Source organism: Bacillus sp. MYb78, from assembly GCF_002975115.1.
GTDB classification, from domain to species: Bacteria; Bacillota; Bacilli; order Bacillales; family Bacillaceae_G; genus Bacillus_A; species Bacillus_A cereus.
The window spans coordinates 11,614-29,909 of sequence record NZ_PCOB01000012.1; the positions used below are offsets into that span (position 1 = coordinate 11,614).

Genomic DNA, 18,296 nt, shown 5'->3' on the forward strand with positions numbered 1-18,296 from the left:
GTGACTAATTTTATACAAACGTTCCAAGAACGAAAAATAGAATTACTAACTGCATTAAGTGAGCACTTACAAATATCGCTTATTTCATTATTTTTTGCAGTAATTATAGCGGTGCCACTTGGCATTTTATTAACAAGAAAAGAACGAATGGCTGAATTTATAATAGGAACTTCTGCAGTAATGCAGACAGTGCCGTCACTTGCATTACTCGGACTATTAATTCCGTTAGTAGGAATCGGAAAACTTCCAGCGATTATTGCATTAGTTGTGTATGCACTATTACCTATTTTACGAAATACATATACAGGAATAAGGGAATTAGATGAATCACTAATAGAAGCCGCGAGAGCTATGGGGATGAATAGTTGGAGAAGGCTGTGGAAGGTAGAGCTTCCGCTTGCATTGCCTATCATTATGGCCGGTATTCGTACAGCGATGGTATTAATTGTTGGAACGGCTACATTAGCAGCTCTCATTGGTGCTGGTGGGCTCGGTAAGCTTATATTATTAGGCATAGATCGAAATGATCATGCACTTATCATTTTAGGGGCCGTACCAGCCGCGTTACTCGCTTTATTCTTTGATATAGTACTTCGCATACTTGAACGACCGAAACGCTCTTCTAAGCATGTTATATTGACGATATGTATAGTTGTAGTAATGATTGCTTCTCCATTTCTTTGGAGTACAGAAAAGAAAGATATTGTTATTGCGGGCAAACTTGGATCAGAACCTGAAATTTTAATTCAAATGTATAAGCAGCTTATTGAACAAGATACCGATTTAAACGTACAATTAAAACCAGGTCTTGGAAAAACAGCATTTGTATTTGAAGCGTTGAAATCCGGGGAAGTAGATATATACCCAGAATTTTCAGGAACAGCTTTATCTACTTTCGTGAAAGAAGAACCAAAGAGCACAAATCGTGATGAAGTATATGATCAGGCTCGCATTGGAATGGAAAAGAAATATAATATGGTTATGTTGAAGCCAATGGAGTATAACAATACATATGCACTAGCCATGCCGAAAAAAATAGCAGATCAAAAGAATATAAATACAATTTCTGATTTAGGGAATGTTGCGCAGGAAGCCAAAGTAGGGTTTACATTGGAATTTGCTGATCGTGGAGATGGTTATAAAGGAATGCAAAAATTATATAACTATAAGTTCTCGAATGTTAAAACGATGGAGCCGAAGCTGCGTTATAGCGCAATTCAATCTGGAGATGTTAACGTAATTGATGCATATTCAACAGATAGTGAATTGGAGCAATACGGACTGAAAGTGCTAAAAGATGATAAAGGGTTATTCCCACCTTATCAAGGAGCACCATTATTAAGAAAAGAAACGTTACAGAAATATCCTGAACTTGAAAAGGTATTAAATAAATTATCTGGAAAGATTACAGATGGAGAAATGCGAAAAATGAATTATGAAGTTAACGTAAATGGTAAAAGTAGTGAAGAAGTCGCAAAACAATTTTTAGAAAAAGAGAATTTACTTCGTTAAATTTACAAGAAATATACAAATTTATATGTTTGAAATGACCGTTCATTACAAAATGAGCGGTTTTTTTGTGCATACTTATACATTTTTTCAAAAAAGTATTCCATTTTTGTTCATTTTCTTTTAGAATAAGTAATGTTTTCCTGAAAAAATATAAGAGAAACGTCTATTAGAGAAAAAGGTGACTTTAATAGTTGAACGAACATAACACCTAGAATGACAGATGGGGTGGTACAAATAGAAAAGAAGTTAGGATTTTTTCCGTTAATCGCATTAGTAGTTGGAACAATGGTTGGTGGCGGTGTTTTTAGTTTACCGCATGATTTAGCAGTAGGAGCAAACAGTGGTGCAATAATAATTGGCTGGTGTATTACAGCGATGGGAATGATTCCACTTGCGCTCGTATATCAAACGTTAGCAAGACAAAAACCGGAACTTGAAGGTGGAATTTATAGTTATGCACGTGCTGGTTTCGGTGAATATATTGGATTTAATAGTGCTTGGGGATATTGGCTAGCAGGAATCTTAGGTAATGTCGCAACAATTATGTTACTGTTTAGTACATTAGGTTATTTCTTTCCAATTTTCAAAGGAGGAAATAATGTTGCATCTATCGTTGGGGCATCACTTTTATTATGGACACTTCATTTTCTAATTTTATTTGGAATCCGTGAAGCTTCTATTATGAATGTTATCGCAACAATAGGGAAGTTAGTTCCAATCGTTTTATTTATTGTTGTAATGGTAACAGCCTTTCGCTGGGACACATTTACACATGATTTTTGGGGAGAAGGAACCTTCTCACTTTCCGCTATACTTGGTCAAGTGAAAAATACAATGCTTGTAACACTTTGGGTTTTCATTGGAGTTGAAGGAGCGGTTGTATTATCCGGAAGAGCGAAGAATAGCCGAGATGTTGGTAAGGCAACAGTAATGGGACTTATTTTAGTAATGTCCATATATATTTTAATTTCTGTTCTGTCAATGGGAGCGATGACAAGAAGCGAACTTTCTGTGCTAGAAACTCCGTCAATGGGACATGTATTAGAGCATGTTGTTGGTCCATGGGGTGCAGTTGCGATTAACATTGGGTTAGTTGCTTCACTTGTCGGTACATTAATTGGCTGGTTTTTACTTGTTTCTGAAATTTCTCATGTAGCCGGAAAAGATGGCGTATTTCCGAAAGTCTTTACGAAAACAAATAAAAAGCAAACACCGCACATGGCATTATGGATTTCAAATGGTGTTGCCCAAATTATATTTATCATCGTTCTGTTTTCAGAATCAACATATCAAATTATGTATTTCATTGCATCAACATCAATTTTATTACCATATTTATTATCAGCGTTATTCCAATTTAAATTAGTCATTACAAACGAGCTAAAAGACGCTAAATTAAAAAACGGAGCGTTAGCTTTAATTGCTTCTATTTACTCTGTATGGCTTCTTTATGCAGCTGGTTTAAAGAATTTACTACTAGTTTCAATTGTGTATGGAATTGGAATTATTGTTTACACGTTTGCAAGAAAAGAACAAGGGAACCGTTGCTTTGCAGGTGCAGAGAAATATGTGATGTGGGCAATTATTATTGCGGCTATCACATCACTGTATATGTTATTAACTGGAAATATAAAAATGTAAAAAGTCCTTTTCATTTAAAGGGCTTTTTTCTTTGTTTAGAGAATATTTACTACATAAGATATTCAGGAGGGATGAGAATGGAAGAAAAAGAACAGTTGTCTAGAATAATTGATTTAGCTAGTGAGTTAAGGAAAGTATTAGTGCAAGAATCTTTTTTTAATCATCATCCTGAGCTGAGAGGAGTCATTGAGAATTTAGCAAGTTCTGTTGAAAATTTGGCGGAATTGCAAAAAAGTAAAGATGAAAATGCTGAAGATCGATTACGTTACGTACTTGCTAAAATGAAAATTGCTCATAATGCAATTTTACAAGAGAAAAAAGCATTTCCTTCTCATTAATATACGTTTTAATTTTGAACCTGGCGGATAACGTCAGGTTTTTTATTTCTAGTTTTTCGTTTCTTTCATACACTAAGAATAGTATGAAAAAAGAAGGTGACTAAGGTGAAATTACATAAAGCTCTTCAGCCAAGTTTTATAAAACGAATGTACTATATGAGATTTTTAGGGAAATTTACAAAAGCTGAAAAAGAGAAGAGTGGAGAGAATTTCTTTGTACAATGCTTATCGCCAATACCATTCACTTTACAGGAACAATTTGCAAATGAACCATATGTATTTGAGGGGTTATGTAGTAATAAAAAGAATGAAAAAATCTTTTTGGAATTAAAGAAAAGAAAACTAGAAAAGCAATTAGTGATGTTTCGTCTTTATTATGAAAGAGGAAATGTATACGTGGAGTTAATATGTACAGAAGAACCGAAAGAAATAGCAAGCAGCTATAAAATGATTCCGGCACCTAAAGTTACAAATAATAAAAAAAGAGAATCTTTAGAACGAAAACTTAGCAACGGTTATTTATCATTTCTTATGCCAAAATTTCCGAAAGACTTTGAGCCTCCCGAATTATTGTGGCACGATGGAAGACTGTATGGAAACATATCCTTAAAGTCATCAATTAGCTCAATCGCATATTTTGAACAGAAACGTGAATGTAAATATATAAACTGCAGTGACTGGACGAAGTATGTAGAAATAGCGGTAGAAGATCAATTATATTTTGTAAGTGATCATGTGTATGAGCAATTAAAAAAACGAATGCATGAAGAAGGTAAGCTAGTTGAAGTAGAGGATATAAAAGTGCAAAAAGATGAATGGGAATGGGATGAGCGTGAATCGTCCTTTTTACAGTATGTACAAAGTATGGTGCATAATAAAGGGCTATATTTGGATGCAACGGATATTTATAATTTCCATATAAGTGTAAAAACAAATATGTTAACGATTCTTGGGGGTATACCGGGCGTTGGGAAATCACGTTTTGTGCAAACTTATGCAGAAGCATTAGGATTACAGTATGGGGAAGAATTGGTTTGGATTCCAATTTCACCATCGTATCAAGAACCACATGATTTACTTGGTTACCTTCATCCAAATGGTACTTTTATTGAAAGTGAAACGAAGTTAGTTAGGACGTTAATGAAGGCGAAAGAAAATCCCAATCAACTGTATATAATCGTTTTTGATGAAATGAACATGTCACATATTGAGCATTGGTTTACTCCATTTTTATCTGTTCTTCAACTTGAAACAAAAAATCGTATTTTAAACTTGTATGAGGGTGTTCAGGACATTGAGAATTCAATTCCATCAACAATTGAAATTGGAGAAAATATTATATTTGTAGGTACTGTGAATTTTGATGAAACAACGAAAGAGCTCTCCGATCGATTATTAGACCGAACGAACTTAATAACGTTACAAAAAATTCCGTTTTGTGAGATGGGCATGGAACTGGGGAAAGTCGTATTACACCCACCTTTGAAAGTAACAGCGGGAGAATTTCGGATAAATTGGATGAGAAATAAAGCGATGATTGAAGTGTTTTCTGAAGAAGAATTAGAGCTATTAGATAAGTTGCATGTCGTATTGTCATCACATGATGCGTCTAAGGGAATTTCTTTCCGATGTGCAAACGCAATTGCGACTTATTTGCAAAATATACCGTTCCAAAATAACCATACCTATATGATCAGTAGAGAAGAAGGGTTTGATTTACAAATAAAGCAGCGTGTATTGACGAAAATCAGAGGGACCGAAATGATGGTTGGTTCTTTACTTTCTGAAGAAGCAAAAAGGGGAGCGACCTTAGTACCTCTTTTGCAATCTGCACTTGCAAACAGAGTATCTACATTTGAACACTCTTTAGCATATATACGAGAAAAACGTAGGGAACTGGAGTTGTATGGATATGCAAAATGAAGGGCGTTACGAAACAAAAATCGTTGATACGAATGAAACGCTCCCTTTTGTATTAAAGTTAATCATTGGAAATGAGGGGAAAGGAGATTATATTTTATTAAATCGTCTTTGTACATCTACTACAGCATTAGTTCAATGCATTTATAAAGTACAAGAATTAAAACCGATTAGATTGCAGTACAATTATGAAATCCCAATGAATATTACTTTTATATGGAATAAAGTATATGAGGGACAGAAAAATATAAAAGAGGCTCAATATGAAATAAATGAAAAAAAACAAAGAGTATTAATATATGAACATGGGAAAACAGAATTCTTTTATCCATGGCGCTGTGGTTTATACCATTTTGAAGTGCGTATAGAAGATACAACGTATTATGGTGCTTTTCAAATCGTACCGAAAAATTTTTTTGATGATCAATTTGAAATGATTCAAGACTATGTGAAGTCAATTTTAAATGAGTTGATTTTGGATAGAGGTTATTATAAAAAGACTTTCACTGCACTTAGCGATATTGAGGATTCTTCTTATTTAGTTTTGCTTAGAAAGTTACCCCAAAAAATGAAGATGATAAAGCAAATCTTTAAGAAAATAGAATCAAGCTCAAAATTTATAAATGCATATAAATGGGAAGGAAAAGAGAGAAAGCCAACAAGAAAAGGAACCATAGTGGCAGAAAGAAAACCTTATGCAAAACATTATAATCGTAAGTTTATGGAACAAAAAAATAGTAAGGAAAATGCATTTCTTAAATATAAATCGATGCAATTTTATCATTATTTAATTGAAGCTAAAAGTTTTTTACGTCAAACAATTGAAATATTAGAAAGAGAAAAAAAGAAAAAATCAGAAGAGTTTCAAGCCGTAAAAACGATTATACAAACAATTGAGCGTAATGGATCAGTAACCGATAGAGAGAAGCAAAAATATAAAAATATACATTTACTAAAAGAAGCCGATTTACGAAAGAGCTCAATGAAAATACAAGAATATAAAATATTGGCGCACATTGTTCATGAAAATGTACAATACTTTCAAATGTTAATGCACTCCTCGTTTTGGAGGGAAGTTACTGAAACAAGTAACATGAACTTACATGATTTACCGATACCACATCAACAATTACTACATCATTTAGAAGTACTCCCGCAATATACGGATCAATCTCCATCGTTATTATTTGTTTATAAGCCAACGTTTTTAGTGTATGAATATTACGCTTTTTTTATCGTTATTTCAATTTTAGAGCAAATTGGTTTTGAGGCTAGAAATTCCATTCGTGAACAAATACAAGAACATTTTTATGTAGATGGATTACAAGATGGAACGACAGTAGTTTTACAACGAGATGATTTAAAGGTACATGTCGCATTTAATGACTTAATTGAAACACATCCTCTTATTGCATTAAGTAAAGGGAGTAATTTTTACAATGGTGAGGATACGAAGAAGCCAGATATTCGCTTAGACTGTTATGTAAAAGAAGATGGGAAATACGTATATAAATCTTCTATTATTATTGAAGTGAAGTATAGTCCAATGTACAATATTTTTCAGCACGTCGGAAATACGAAAGCAACTGAGCAAATGTATAAGTATTGGTCTATAAAGTATGTAGAAGAACAGGATGGAAAGCGAGTCTATTATCGAAGGTCAATTTATGAAGTCATTTGTGTATATCCAGGAAGCCATATGCATAGTAAAAAAATTGAGTCTGGATGCGGTGTTTTCTTGCAGTTATATCCATATAAGACGAAACAAGGGGAAGAGAAATTAGCTGGAAAACATGGGATGGTACAAATTTTTGAAAAGTGGTTAAAAAGCATTGAGAAGTAAAAGAAATCCTTTTTCATAAAGGATTTTTTTAGATTAAGAAGAATTATATGCTGTATGGAAAGAAACATATTGTAAGTTAGATTTGAAAAGTGATACAAATGTGTTATTAAAAGGAATGTGAGCGCGGGATAAAAGTCGATTAAATTGGAATCTAATTCATTTTGCAGAATATAATAAGTAATAAATATTTTTAGTTGCATACGAAGATTTGTTCTTATATGATAGATAGTGAAAGCGTTATCAAAAACAGGGCGACGATGGGAAAGGCGGTTAAATATGTTCCAGCGTGTTCAAACAAAGGAAGAACATTTTGGGTTCGAGCAACTATGGGGAGATTTTTGTGAAGAAAGAAACTTAATGTTCGTAGAACGTAATTTAAATCCATCACGATTTTTATTAATAGAAGATGAACATCCTATTGGTACAGTAGAATGTATTAAGTATACGGTACCTGAACAATCAAATTCTGAGTTTTTCTATCCGTTTTCTAAAAATGATTTAGTAAAAGATTTGAAGAATGTGTATGAAATAGGCAAGTTAAGTATTTCGAAAACGTCTCGTGGGAGAGGACATTTCAAAAGGCTAACAGCTATTTTATTTATACATGCGTTAGAAACAAAAGCTGAATGGTACATTGCAGCAGTAACAAAAAGAATGTATATGTATTTACTTACACTCGGTTTTCCAATTGAACCGATAGATAATCCATTTCAGTTTCATGATACTTTACAAGGTGTACCAGTAAGAATTCATGCTCGAAAAGGGGTTACGCATTTGTATTCTTTAAAAGAATTTCGCGATGTGATTCAAGGGAATGCTCATGCACAGGCATTAATTGCAGAATACAGTAAAAATATTATGTTAACGAAATAAAACGAAGTGAATATGTATAATAAAGAGAATAATATTTTTATAAGATATAACTCTTCATTAAAAAAGACCCTTATTATTTTAATAAGGGTCTAAAAATTATAATCCAAATATACTAAAAATCATTTTGCGGCGCTTTGGTTTCTTTTCTCGTTCGTATGTTGGTTTTGAATCAGGAGTAATATAAATGGGTTCTTCTTTCGTTAGGGCAGCTTCTAATTTTTGAATTCGTTCTAACATTTCCTCCATTTCACGACGGTGTTGCAAAAGTTGGTACGTGACGACATCATTTGCCTTATCTTGCATTTGTTCTTCCATTCGATCGAGTCTTCTCGTCATAGTGTTTAATTGATCAGCTAATTGTTCAAAATCATTCGATGATATGTTTTGAACAATTGTATTGACTTGAGTTTTTAATTCTTCAACCTCATTTGAGGAAGTCTTTTGAGTAGGTTGAGGATTTTGAGACTGCTCTATTTGAAATAGATGGTGTTCTAACATTTGATCGACATCATCTTGTGTGAAAATAAAGTGGCCATATTTGTTTTTTTCTATCGTAAGATTTAATTGTTGCGCGATCCGGACAACAGCCTTTGGGCTAACACCTAATTTTTTTGCGATAAATGGTGTTTTATATTCCAAAATAATCCCTCCTATATATATCCTGTTGAATGATTTCGAGCTATGAAGTAAGTTCCCTTCTAGTGCGACAAAAGAAGTGTGGAATCGGCAAAGAAAGTGTTTTTTCACGAAATTGAGTTGAGAAGAATAGTTCGTTTAAATAAAAATGTTTTATCGTAACATTTAGAATAATTTGACGAGTGTAAATGAATTAGATTATCATAATGATAAATATCTTTTTTATGTATGCATATAATATATAAAAAGGTGGTTGCTAATGTAGAATTTTGTTAGAGTATTAGAATGCTTACTTCACTTGAATAAAATTAAGTAGGAGGTGGCTTCCTTGCTTACAATGTAAGTAAGGAAAAGTATTTGGACATATATAGTATAAGTATAGTGATTGTTTTAATTGCCTTAACGGCATTTTTCGTTGCAGCAGAATTTGCAATTGTTAAAGTGAGAAGTTCACGAATTGACTATTTAATTGCAGAAGGAAATAATCGTGCAACATCGGTCAAAACAGTCATTACAAACTTAGACGAATATTTATCTGCTTGTCAGTTAGGAATTACTGTTACAGCTTTAGGAATTGGGTGGTTTGGTAAACCTGCGTTAAAGCAAATGTTTGATACGCTTTTTGCAAATTGGAATATCTCTACTCAACTAGCAGACATTTTTGCTGTAACTTTAGTATTTTTGTTAATTACTTTTTTACATGTTGTAATAGGGGAATTGGCCCCAAAAACATTTGCAATTCAAAAATCTGAACAAGTGAGTTTGCTTGTTTCTAAGCCGTTAATTTTCTTTTATCGTATTGCATTCCCATTCATTTGGCTATTAAATGGTTCAGCTCGAATCATTACGAAGCTGCTAGGGCTGAAACCGCCGAAGGGGCATGATGAGGTTCATTCAGAAGAAGAATTACGGTTGTTAGTTTCAGAAAGTTATAAAAATGGTGAGATTAATCAATCTGAATATAAATATGTAAATAAAATTTTTGAATTTGATGATCGGATTGCAAAAGAAATAATGGTACCTCGAACTGAAATGAATATTATAAGTAAAGAAATGCCCGCTGAAGAAGCTTTGCAAAAAATGTCTCGCGAAAAATATACAAGGTATCCAGTTGTTGATGGCGACAAAGACCACGTAATAGGTTTTGTGAATTTTAAAGATATTTTTACTGAGTTTGTACAACATAAAGCTGTTAATAAGAAGACAGTAGAGCAATATATGAGACCAATTATTTTAGTTATCGATTCTATTCCAATTCATGATTTGTTTTTAAAAATGCAAAAAGAAAGAACACATATTGCTATATTGATAGATGAATATGGTGGGACATCTGGACTTGTTACTGTTGAAGATATTTTGGAAGAAATTGTTGGAGATATTCAGGATGAGTTTGATACGGATGAGCAGCCAGAAATTCAAAAGGTTAGTGAAACGAAGACGATACTAGAGGGAAAAGTACTTGTTAGTGAAGTGAATACGTTATTTGGTTTAGGGATTGATGATGATGGTGTTGATACAATCGGTGGTTGGATTTTAACGAAGAATATAGAGATTGCTGAAGAGGATTCCATTGAAATTGAAAATTATAAGTTTTGTGTGAAAGAATTAGATGGACATTATATAAAAAGATTAGAAGTTACAAAGATAGTAGAATCGATTGTTATTTTAGAAGATGAAAAACAAATTCCGTTACAAGAGCAAATTAGCTCGTAAACTCTGCTATATAGCAGAGTTTTTTTGAGCATAATGTTTTTTGAGGGATAAGGGCTATGATACAATGACATAAGTTGAACCTTTCACTAGGTGAAGTATTGTTGTATACATATATTTGGAAGGAGAAGAAGTATGAAAAAGCATTTATATATAAACGGAAATTGGAAATCTGTAAACACGTATAAACCATTATACGCACCATATTCTGAAGAAACATTAGCGGAAATTGCACAAGGAACGGAAGAAGATGTAAAAGAGGCTGTTACTGCTGCAAAAAATGCAATGATAAAAATGAATAAATTATCTGCATATGATCGTGCGACTATTTTAGAGAAAGTTGCACAAAAAATGGATGAAAGAAGAGAAGAATTTGCAGAGATTATTGCAAAAGAAGCTGCAAAACCAATACGTGCTGCAAGGGGAGAAGTAGATCGTACTGTTCAAACGTACAAATTTGCAGCTGAAGAAGCGAAGCGTATATATGGTGAGACATTGCCATTAGACGCCGCACCTGGTGCGGATGGGCGTATTGCATATACAATCCGAAAGCCGATTGGGGTTATAGGGGCTATTACACCATTTAATTTCCCGTTAAATTTAGTAGCGCATAAAGTTGGACCAGCAATTGCTGCTGGAAATACAGTTGTATTAAAGCCAGCTGATCAAACGCCATTATCATCTTATGCATTAGTTGAGTTATTTGAAGAGGCAGGATTGCCAAATGGAGCTTTAAATATCATTTCTGGCCCTGGCGCCACGGTTGGTGAGGCAATCGTCAAAAATGATTACGTTGCTTCTATTACTTTTACCGGAAGTCCAAAAGTTGGAATCGGAATAAAACAAAAGGCTGGGCTAAAACGAGTTACGTTAGAACTAGGTTCAAATGCTGCTGTTATTATTGATGAAGATGTAGAGTTAACAGATGAAATAATTGAACGTGTAAAATGGGGAGCATTTGTTAATAATGGGCAAGTTTGTATTTCCGTACAACGTGTTTTTGTACATGAAACGAAAATGCATGAATTTCTCTCGAAGCTAAAGAAAGCGATGGAATCAGTTGTTGTTGGTGATCCACTGCTTGAGGAAACGGATGTATCAGCTTTAATTTCAAAAAAAGATGTAGAGCGAATTGATATGTGGGTTCAAGAAGCAATCAAGGAAGGAGCAACTGTTTTATGCGGTGGTAAGAAGCGGGATGCAAGAATTTTTGAACCGACTGTATTAACAAATGTTCCAGATCATGTATCTGTGCAGTGCCAAGAAGTATTCGGTCCACTCATGACAGTAAATACATTTAAAGAATTTGATGAAGCGATTGAGCAAGTAAATAATTCGCGTTACGGCTTACAGGCAGGAGTATTTACAAATAATTTATTTAAAGCAATGCGTGCAATTGATGAGCTAGAGGTTGGTGGTGTCATGATTAATGATATTCCAACGTTCAGAGTAGATCATATGCCTTATGGTGGTGTGAAAGAAAGTGGCACGGGGCGCGAAGGAATTAAATATGCAATAGAAGAAATGACAGAAATGAAATTAGTATGTATTAAAAAATAAAATAGAAAACTTAAAATTTGCGCTAAAAAACGAGTAGGGAATGTTTACGATTCCATACTCGTTTTTTTACGCTTTTAGTAACTATTTAATTAAGTGTAACTTTTACTTCAGTTCTTGTTTGAAAATAGTATCTTCTACATAAATTTGTTCTTTATCTACAGCAGTAGCATGAGTTAATACTAAACCGATTGGTGTTTCTGTATCTTTATTTTGAACAATTGTAAAAGGAACATTTTTTTCGTTTGCTAATTTAATGTATTTTGATAAATGTGGGTAAGCAATGCTACCATTTAGGAGGAGTTGTAATGATTGAGAAGAGCGCATGCTACCTGCCACTTCAGAGTATACATTACTTTGCATTACTTGACCGATCGTTAAAGCGATTTCTACACGCTCACGTAATGTAGTTAAATACATATTACGTTCTTCTGGTTTGTTTTGCTTTTGGCCGTAAATGCCTTCTTGGAGATAATCTTCCACATTTTTATTTACCATATTTTTCACACCTTTCATTTTCTATTGTACGCAAGAATTAAAAATGATGCAAAAAAAAGTCGTTTTGACTACGGAAATAATGAAAATATGTGAAGGAAAAAGGGAATTTGCATACAATTAGTTAAATAAGAAAGAAAAAATAATTTTATCAACAGAAATTAACAAAATGTGACAAAAATCTATTAACGAATCGTATTTTTTGTGTTAATATTCAAAATATAAAGGGTATTCGTCGTATGGAAATGGAGGGAATGGAGGTTTTTCCAATCGATAAGGATATTAAAGAAATATTTTGTTCACACTTGAAAAACAATAGGCACCAATTCGTAGAGAACTGGAAAAACAAAATGATAATTTCCGAAAAAGATCCATTTAAACTAGAAGTAGTTCAAAATGGAGAGGATTTACTAGAGTTAATTATCGAACTTACTATGGAAGATAAAGATATAAATTATCTTCAACCGTTATGCGAGAAAATTGCTATTGAACGTGCTGGAGCAGATGCGAATATTGGAGATTTTGTTTATAACGCAAACGTGGGAAGAAATGAACTTTTCGAAGCGATGTGTGAATTAGATGTTAGCGCTCGTGAATTGAAACCAATTATGGCAAAAATACATACTTGTTTTGACAAATTAATTTATTATACTGTTTTAAAATACTCGGAAATTATATCGAAGAATTTAGAGGAAAAACAGCAATATATTAACGAAACACATAAAGAAAGACTGACGATTTTAGGACAAATGTCAGCTAGTTTTGTACATGAATTTCGTAATCCGCTTACTTCCATTATGGGGTTTGTCAAATTATTAAAGGCAGATCATCCGAGTTTATCGTATTTAGATATTATTTCGCATGAATTAGATCAATTAAATTTTCGCATTTCGCAATTTTTACTCGTATCGAAAAAAGAAATGTGGAATGAATCGGAACGGTTTTGGCTTAATGACTTGTTTCAAGATATTATACAATTCTTATATCCGAGTTTGGTCAATGCGAATGTTTTGATTGAAAAGAATTTACCGTATCCAATTCCGCTTGTTGGTTATCGAAGTGAAGTGAGACAAGTATTTTTAAACATATTAATGAATTCAATTGATGCTCTTGAATCAATGAAAGAAGAACGAAAAATTATCATTGATGTATTTGAAGAAGATCAAGCTATTCGAATTGTGATAAAAAATAATGGACCAATGATTCCAGCTGAAAATGTAGAAACGATTTTTGAACCATTTGTAACTACTAAAAAGTTAGGAACTGGTATTGGATTATTTGTATGTAAACAAATTGTGGAAAAACATAATGGATCCATTATGTGTCGATCAGATAACGATTGGACAGAATTTCAAATTGCATTTCAAAAATAAACAGTCTACACCAAATGAATGGTGTAGACTGTTTTAATTTGTAAGTATAACGGCTTCTAATTTAGGATCTTTAGTTGAATAACCTACTATTGAAATTGTATAAATAACATTTGGTTCAACATTGAATTTCGGTATAGTCAATAAAACGTTTTTATTATCTGCGAGTGAAATTTCAATATCTGCTGTACCAGGGCTAACTTGTAAAAAATCTGTTATTTGTTTAAAGAGTACATTTTCAAATAAATGATCTCCATCTTTTAAATCTACATTTACAACAGGGGTATCTGGAGAGAAATGTGCAAAGCGTATTTTAGCTTGACCAGCTGGTAAATGTGTATTATCAAGTATAGGTTGTAATTGTAGGTGATTATCACTATTTATTGCAGCAAGAGTATAAGTATGATTTCCCATTATTGGTACCAATGCTGAAAAGATTGGAGTTTCATTTCCGACAGGGACAATATCTATACGGTATTTACCTTGCACTAATGATAAATAAGGGCTGAATTGCTTAAATGAAATACTTTTAATAACCTTTTGTCCGTTTACTAAAATATCAACCGCTGATATATTTGGATCGGCATGAAAAATTCTTATATGTGACGGTAAAGCAGCTTCTTGTGAATCCCTTTTCTCATGCGCCTGTACAAGTTTTGAAAGTGCATCGCAATATTTCATATATAATTCTATATATTTTTTAGGATTACGAAACTGATAGTAACGTGCGAGCTGTTCGTATTGCGTAACTTCTTGTCCATATTTTTCAATTTCAGATTGAGACATGAACATTCCTCCTTTGTCATCATTAAAACTATATGCGAAGCAAGAAAGCGGTTATGCGAAAAAAATAATTTTATAAAGGGAATATTAAAAATTGACAACTAATATGTCGTCATAAAGAGCTGCTGGTGCTTACGAGTATTTGGCAGAGTAAAGCAGTACATATGACTGCACGAAAGTAAAATAAATGCCAAATTGAAACTGCATTTCAATTAACATATTGAATACATGTCCAGCAATCGCTAGAAAACTAGAGTTTTTTTTAATTATAGGCAAATACACATACAAAGTGATAATTGTCCTACATAAATTATAAAGGAAAGGTAGTTTGAATCTGAGGAAAGGGGTGCCACTTCGGGATAGGGATATCCCGATAGTAATTGTGAATGAAGTTATGAAAAGGTTTTGTCTTATAGGCTGTAGGATGAATTTGTAAACATGATTTTTCTATTTATTTTAGCAATTGACAGTATTAACCCATAAGAGAGCGTCATGACGAACTGATTAGTGTGGTTAATCGGTTCTTTTTTTATAGTTTAAAAATGAAAAGTTTACATATTAAATATGAATCTGAATTGGTTAGTAAGGTGGGGTGTCGAAATTTGTTTTAAAATATGCAATTTAAAGTAGGATATTAGGAAGGAGTTTAACGGGAGTTCCGTCGAAGTGTACAGAATGTCGGCATTTAAGGGCAGCTGGCATTATGCTATAAAAACATTTGGTGATGTAGTCATTTCATATAAAAGGGAGGGTTATTTGGGCGTATAGAAAAGGATTGGTCTTCGCTTTGAGTTCTGAATTTTCTGTTTTATAAATATTTTTAAGCACTCATTTGTATATTTTATAATAGTTTTTTGATAAATTCACTGCTTTTGCAGAGGATTCTTTTTTATGAAAGAAACGTCAATTTTCTTCATATATATATACAAATTGGAGAAATGGGGGAGCGCTATGCGCGATTACTTAATTAAACCACTTGTTGGTCAGCCGTATCCAATGATTTCACATGGAAAAGGTGTTTATTTGTATGATCAAAATGGTAATAAATATTTTGATGGTTCGTCAGGAGCAATTACGGCAGGTATTGGGCATGGCGTAAAGGAGATTGCAGACGTTATTAAAAAGCAAGCTGAGGAGATTGCTTTTGTTTATAGATCACAGTTTACGAGTGAACCAGCTGAAAAATTAGCAAAGAAGTTAAGTGATTTAAGTAAAGGAGATTTGAACTGGAGTTTCTTTGTAAATAGTGGTACGGAAGCAAATGAAACAGCTATGAAAATTGCAATTCAGCATTTTCAAGAGCGAGGTATTCAAGGGAAACATAAAATATTATCAAGATGGATGAGTTATCACGGTATTACGATGGGTGCGTTATCGATGTCTGGTCACCCACTACGTAGACAACGTTTCGTATCTATTTTGGAAGATTATCCGACTATACCAGCTCCATATTGTTTCAGATGCCCTGTTCAAAAGGTATATCCAACTTGTCAGCTGGCATGTGCGACTGAACTAGAAAGATCAATTGAAAGAATTGGTGCAGAGCATATTGCTGCTTTTATTGCTGAGCCGATTATCGGAGCAGCTGGAGGTGCGGTTGTTCCGCCGAAAGACTATTATAAAGTCATTAAAGATATTTGCGACCATTACGATATTTTATTTATTGCGGATGAAGTGATGACTGGGCTTGGTCGTACTGGAGCATGGTTTGCAATGGAGCATTGGGGTGTAGAACCGGATATCATGACACTTGGTAAAGGGTTAGGAGCGGGATATACACCGATGGCAGCGACAGTTGTAAGTGATCGTGTTATGGAACCAATATTACGTGGGTCACGTTCAGTAATGAGCGGTCATACGTTAAGTGCCAATCCATTGTCTGCAGCAACGGCTTTAGCTGTTATTGAATATATGGAGAAACATAATCTCCCTGAAAAAACAGCAGAAAAGGGAGAGTATTTAATAAAAGGCTTACAGAAAGTTCAGCAACAATCGACAATCATTGCTGATGTGCGCGGAAAAGGGTTGCTAATCGGAGTAGAATTGCAACCGTTTACAAAAGCGTCGGAGCTTATTTCAGTTGCAGCTAAAAATGGCCTACTTTTATACCAAGCAGTTTCAGGGCAAGCAGGAAAAGAAGATAGTGCACTGCTTGTAGCACCGCCAATGACAACTACATATTCCGAGTTAGATGAATTACTTTCAATTTTCTCTAAAAGTGTGGAAGAGATGATGCAAAAAGGAGGGCATAGTATCGCATGACAACTATTACAAATACATTCGGTAAATTAAAAGAAATTGAGGAAGTAATTTCTTTGTTCCATGATGATATGACATTAATGTTTGGGGGATTTGGAGGGATTGGATCCCCTCCATCTTTAATACAGGCAATTTTAGAAAAAGGCGTTACAAATTTAAATTTGATTGGAAATGACACTGGATTCCCTGATGTAGGTATCGGTCGTCTTGTTACAAATGAAAGAGTTAAATCACTAATTACTTCTCATATTGGCTCCAACCCAAATGCAGGAAGGCAACTAAACGAGGGAAGATTACAAATTGAGTTTTCTCCGCAGGGAACATTAGCAGAGCGCATTCGCGCCGGTGGCGTTGGTCTTGGTGGTGTTTTAGTTGATGTTGGTGTTGATACGATTGTGGAAGAGGGAAAACGAACAGTTGAAATGAATGGTAAGACCTACTTAGTTGAAACAGCATTAACTGCTGAAGTTTCAATTGTATATGCGAAAAAGGCAGATCCGTTTGGGAACCTTGTATTTGACAAAAGTGCACGAAATATGAATCCTCACGTAGCGATGGCTGGGGATATAACAATTGTAGAAGCAGAAGAAATAGTCCCGCTTGGAAGTTTAGATCCAGAGGAAATTGTCGTTCCAGGTGTTTTCGTAAATTATATTGTACCGTCGGAAGGAGTGAACTGGAAATGGGTATGGGCGTAGAAGTGAGGGATAAGATTGCTAGGCGAGCGGCGAAAGAAATACAAAATGGCATGATTGTAAATTTAGGTATTGGCATACCATCGCTTGTACCAAATCATTTGCCTAACGATATAAATGTTATGTTTCATGCGGAAAATGGAATCGTCGGTATGGGACCAACGCCAAGTAAAGGGAATGAAGACGAAAATTTGTGTAACGCGGCAGGTTTACCAACTTCTCTTATAACAGGAGCGAGTTATTTCGATAGTTGTACAGCGTTTGGTATGATTCGAAAAGGTTTGCTAGACATAACGATTCTTGGTTCATTACAAGTAAGTGAAAACGGTGATTTAGCAAACTGGATTGTACCTGGAAAACGTGTTCCAGGTATTGGTGGAGCAATGGATTTAGCACAAAAAGCGAAGCGGGTCGTTGTTGTGATGAATCATGTTGATAAGTACGGAAGTGCAAAAATTATTTCAGAGTGTACATTGCCATTAACTTCAAAGAAATGTGTAGATTTAATTATTACTGATATGGCGGTCATGGAGGTAACTCCGAGTGGACTTATATTACAAGAATTAATGAGCCCATACACAGTAGAAGATATAAAACGACATACAGAAGCTGATTTTCAAATTAGTTCTAACTTACTAGTAATTGAATGAAGGGAGATGTAATA

15 protein-coding genes are annotated in these 18,296 nt (G+C 34.0%); 12 read left to right on the plus strand and 3 right to left on the minus strand.

Going from position 1 to position 18,296, the window contains the following annotated elements; genetic code table 11:
- From CQ064_RS20770 to CQ064_RS20795, 6 genes are all read left to right on the plus strand, one after another.
- On the plus strand, positions 1 to 1,512 hold the full coding sequence (locus CQ064_RS20770) for an ABC transporter permease/substrate-binding protein (protein WP_000181020.1): 1,512 nt from the start codon (positions 1 to 3) through the stop codon (positions 1,510 to 1,512).
- A gap of 213 nt (positions 1,513 to 1,725) precedes the next feature.
- On the plus strand, positions 1,726 to 3,153 hold the full coding sequence (locus tag CQ064_RS20775) for a basic amino acid/polyamine antiporter (RefSeq protein WP_000129441.1): 1,428 nt from the start codon (positions 1,726 to 1,728) through the stop codon (positions 3,151 to 3,153).
- 77 nt (positions 3,154 to 3,230) lie between these two features.
- Positions 3,231 to 3,491: a hypothetical protein gene (locus tag CQ064_RS20780; RefSeq protein ID WP_000391447.1), complete on the plus strand. Its 261-nt coding sequence runs from the start codon at positions 3,231 to 3,233 to the stop codon at positions 3,489 to 3,491.
- A 105-nt stretch (positions 3,492 to 3,596) separates the two neighbouring features.
- The gene (locus CQ064_RS20785; RefSeq protein WP_000766193.1) at positions 3,597 to 5,414 is read left to right on the plus strand and encodes an AAA family ATPase; all 1,818 of its coding nucleotides are present in this window, start codon (positions 3,597 to 3,599) and stop codon (positions 5,412 to 5,414) included.
- On the plus strand, positions 5,404 to 7,254 hold the full coding sequence (locus CQ064_RS20790) for a hypothetical protein (RefSeq protein ID WP_001178738.1): 1,851 nt from the start codon (positions 5,404 to 5,406) through the stop codon (positions 7,252 to 7,254). The genes CQ064_RS20785 and CQ064_RS20790 overlap by 11 nt, the downstream gene beginning before the upstream one ends.
- Positions 7,255 to 7,530: 276 nt before the next feature.
- Positions 7,531 to 8,127 (plus strand): hypothetical protein, encoded by a 597-nt coding sequence (locus CQ064_RS20795; protein WP_000487795.1) that lies wholly within the window; start codon positions 7,531 to 7,533, stop codon positions 8,125 to 8,127.
- A gap of 96 nt (positions 8,128 to 8,223) precedes the next feature.
- Here CQ064_RS20795 and racA read toward each other — a convergent pair whose 3' ends face one another.
- Positions 8,224 to 8,766 carry a chromosome-anchoring protein RacA gene (gene racA, locus CQ064_RS20800; protein ID WP_000456014.1) on the minus strand — a complete coding sequence of 181 codons (543 nt, stop codon included), beginning with the start codon at positions 8,764 to 8,766 and terminating at the stop codon, positions 8,224 to 8,226.
- A 354-nt stretch (positions 8,767 to 9,120) separates the two neighbouring features.
- On the opposite strand from racA, the gene CQ064_RS20805 reads away from it, so the two are divergent.
- Together CQ064_RS20805 and CQ064_RS20810 are read left to right on the plus strand one after the other, a co-directional pair.
- Positions 9,121 to 10,476 (plus strand): hemolysin family protein, encoded by a 1,356-nt coding sequence (locus CQ064_RS20805; RefSeq protein WP_015055122.1) that lies wholly within the window; start codon positions 9,121 to 9,123, stop codon positions 10,474 to 10,476.
- 132 nt (positions 10,477 to 10,608) lie between these two features.
- Positions 10,609 to 12,033 carry an aldehyde dehydrogenase family protein gene (locus CQ064_RS20810; RefSeq protein ID WP_000716480.1) on the plus strand — a complete coding sequence of 475 codons (1,425 nt, stop codon included), beginning with the start codon at positions 10,609 to 10,611 and terminating at the stop codon, positions 12,031 to 12,033.
- 102 nt (positions 12,034 to 12,135) lie between these two features.
- On the opposite strand, the gene CQ064_RS20815 is transcribed toward CQ064_RS20810, so the two are convergent.
- Positions 12,136 to 12,528, minus strand: a complete 393-nt coding sequence (locus CQ064_RS20815) for a YueI family protein (protein WP_000247561.1) — start codon at positions 12,526 to 12,528, stop codon at positions 12,136 to 12,138.
- A gap of 236 nt (positions 12,529 to 12,764) precedes the next feature.
- On the opposite strand from CQ064_RS20815, the gene CQ064_RS20820 reads away from it, so the two are divergent.
- Entirely contained in the window at positions 12,765 to 13,898 is a 1,134-nt protein-coding gene (locus tag CQ064_RS20820) for a BA2291 family sporulation histidine kinase (protein WP_000425086.1), read from the plus strand.
- Positions 13,899 to 13,931: 33 nt separating this feature from the next.
- On the opposite strand, the gene CQ064_RS20825 is transcribed toward CQ064_RS20820, so the two are convergent.
- Positions 13,932 to 14,681 (minus strand): DUF4397 domain-containing protein, encoded by a 750-nt coding sequence (locus tag CQ064_RS20825; protein WP_000083276.1) that lies wholly within the window; start codon positions 14,679 to 14,681, stop codon positions 13,932 to 13,934.
- A gap of 948 nt (positions 14,682 to 15,629) precedes the next feature.
- Between CQ064_RS20825 and CQ064_RS20830 the strand changes: the two genes are divergently transcribed.
- The 3 genes from CQ064_RS20830 to CQ064_RS20840 are packed head-to-tail and all read left to right on the plus strand — an operon-like array spanning position 15,630 to position 18,282.
- Positions 15,630 to 16,940, plus strand: coding sequence for an aspartate aminotransferase family protein (locus CQ064_RS20830; RefSeq protein WP_001205873.1), 1,311 nt, complete (start codon positions 15,630 to 15,632; stop codon positions 16,938 to 16,940).
- Positions 16,937 to 17,635 (plus strand): acetate CoA-transferase subunit alpha, encoded by a 699-nt coding sequence (gene atoD, locus CQ064_RS20835; protein WP_000208107.1) that lies wholly within the window; start codon positions 16,937 to 16,939, stop codon positions 17,633 to 17,635. Before CQ064_RS20830 ends, atoD begins: the two co-directional genes overlap by 4 nt.
- Complete coding sequence (locus CQ064_RS20840) at positions 17,620 to 18,282, plus strand: CoA transferase subunit B (protein WP_000525294.1); 663 nt, start codon at positions 17,620 to 17,622, stop codon at positions 18,280 to 18,282. The genes atoD and CQ064_RS20840 overlap by 16 nt, the downstream gene beginning before the upstream one ends.
- Positions 18,283 to 18,296 lie beyond the last annotated feature (14 nt).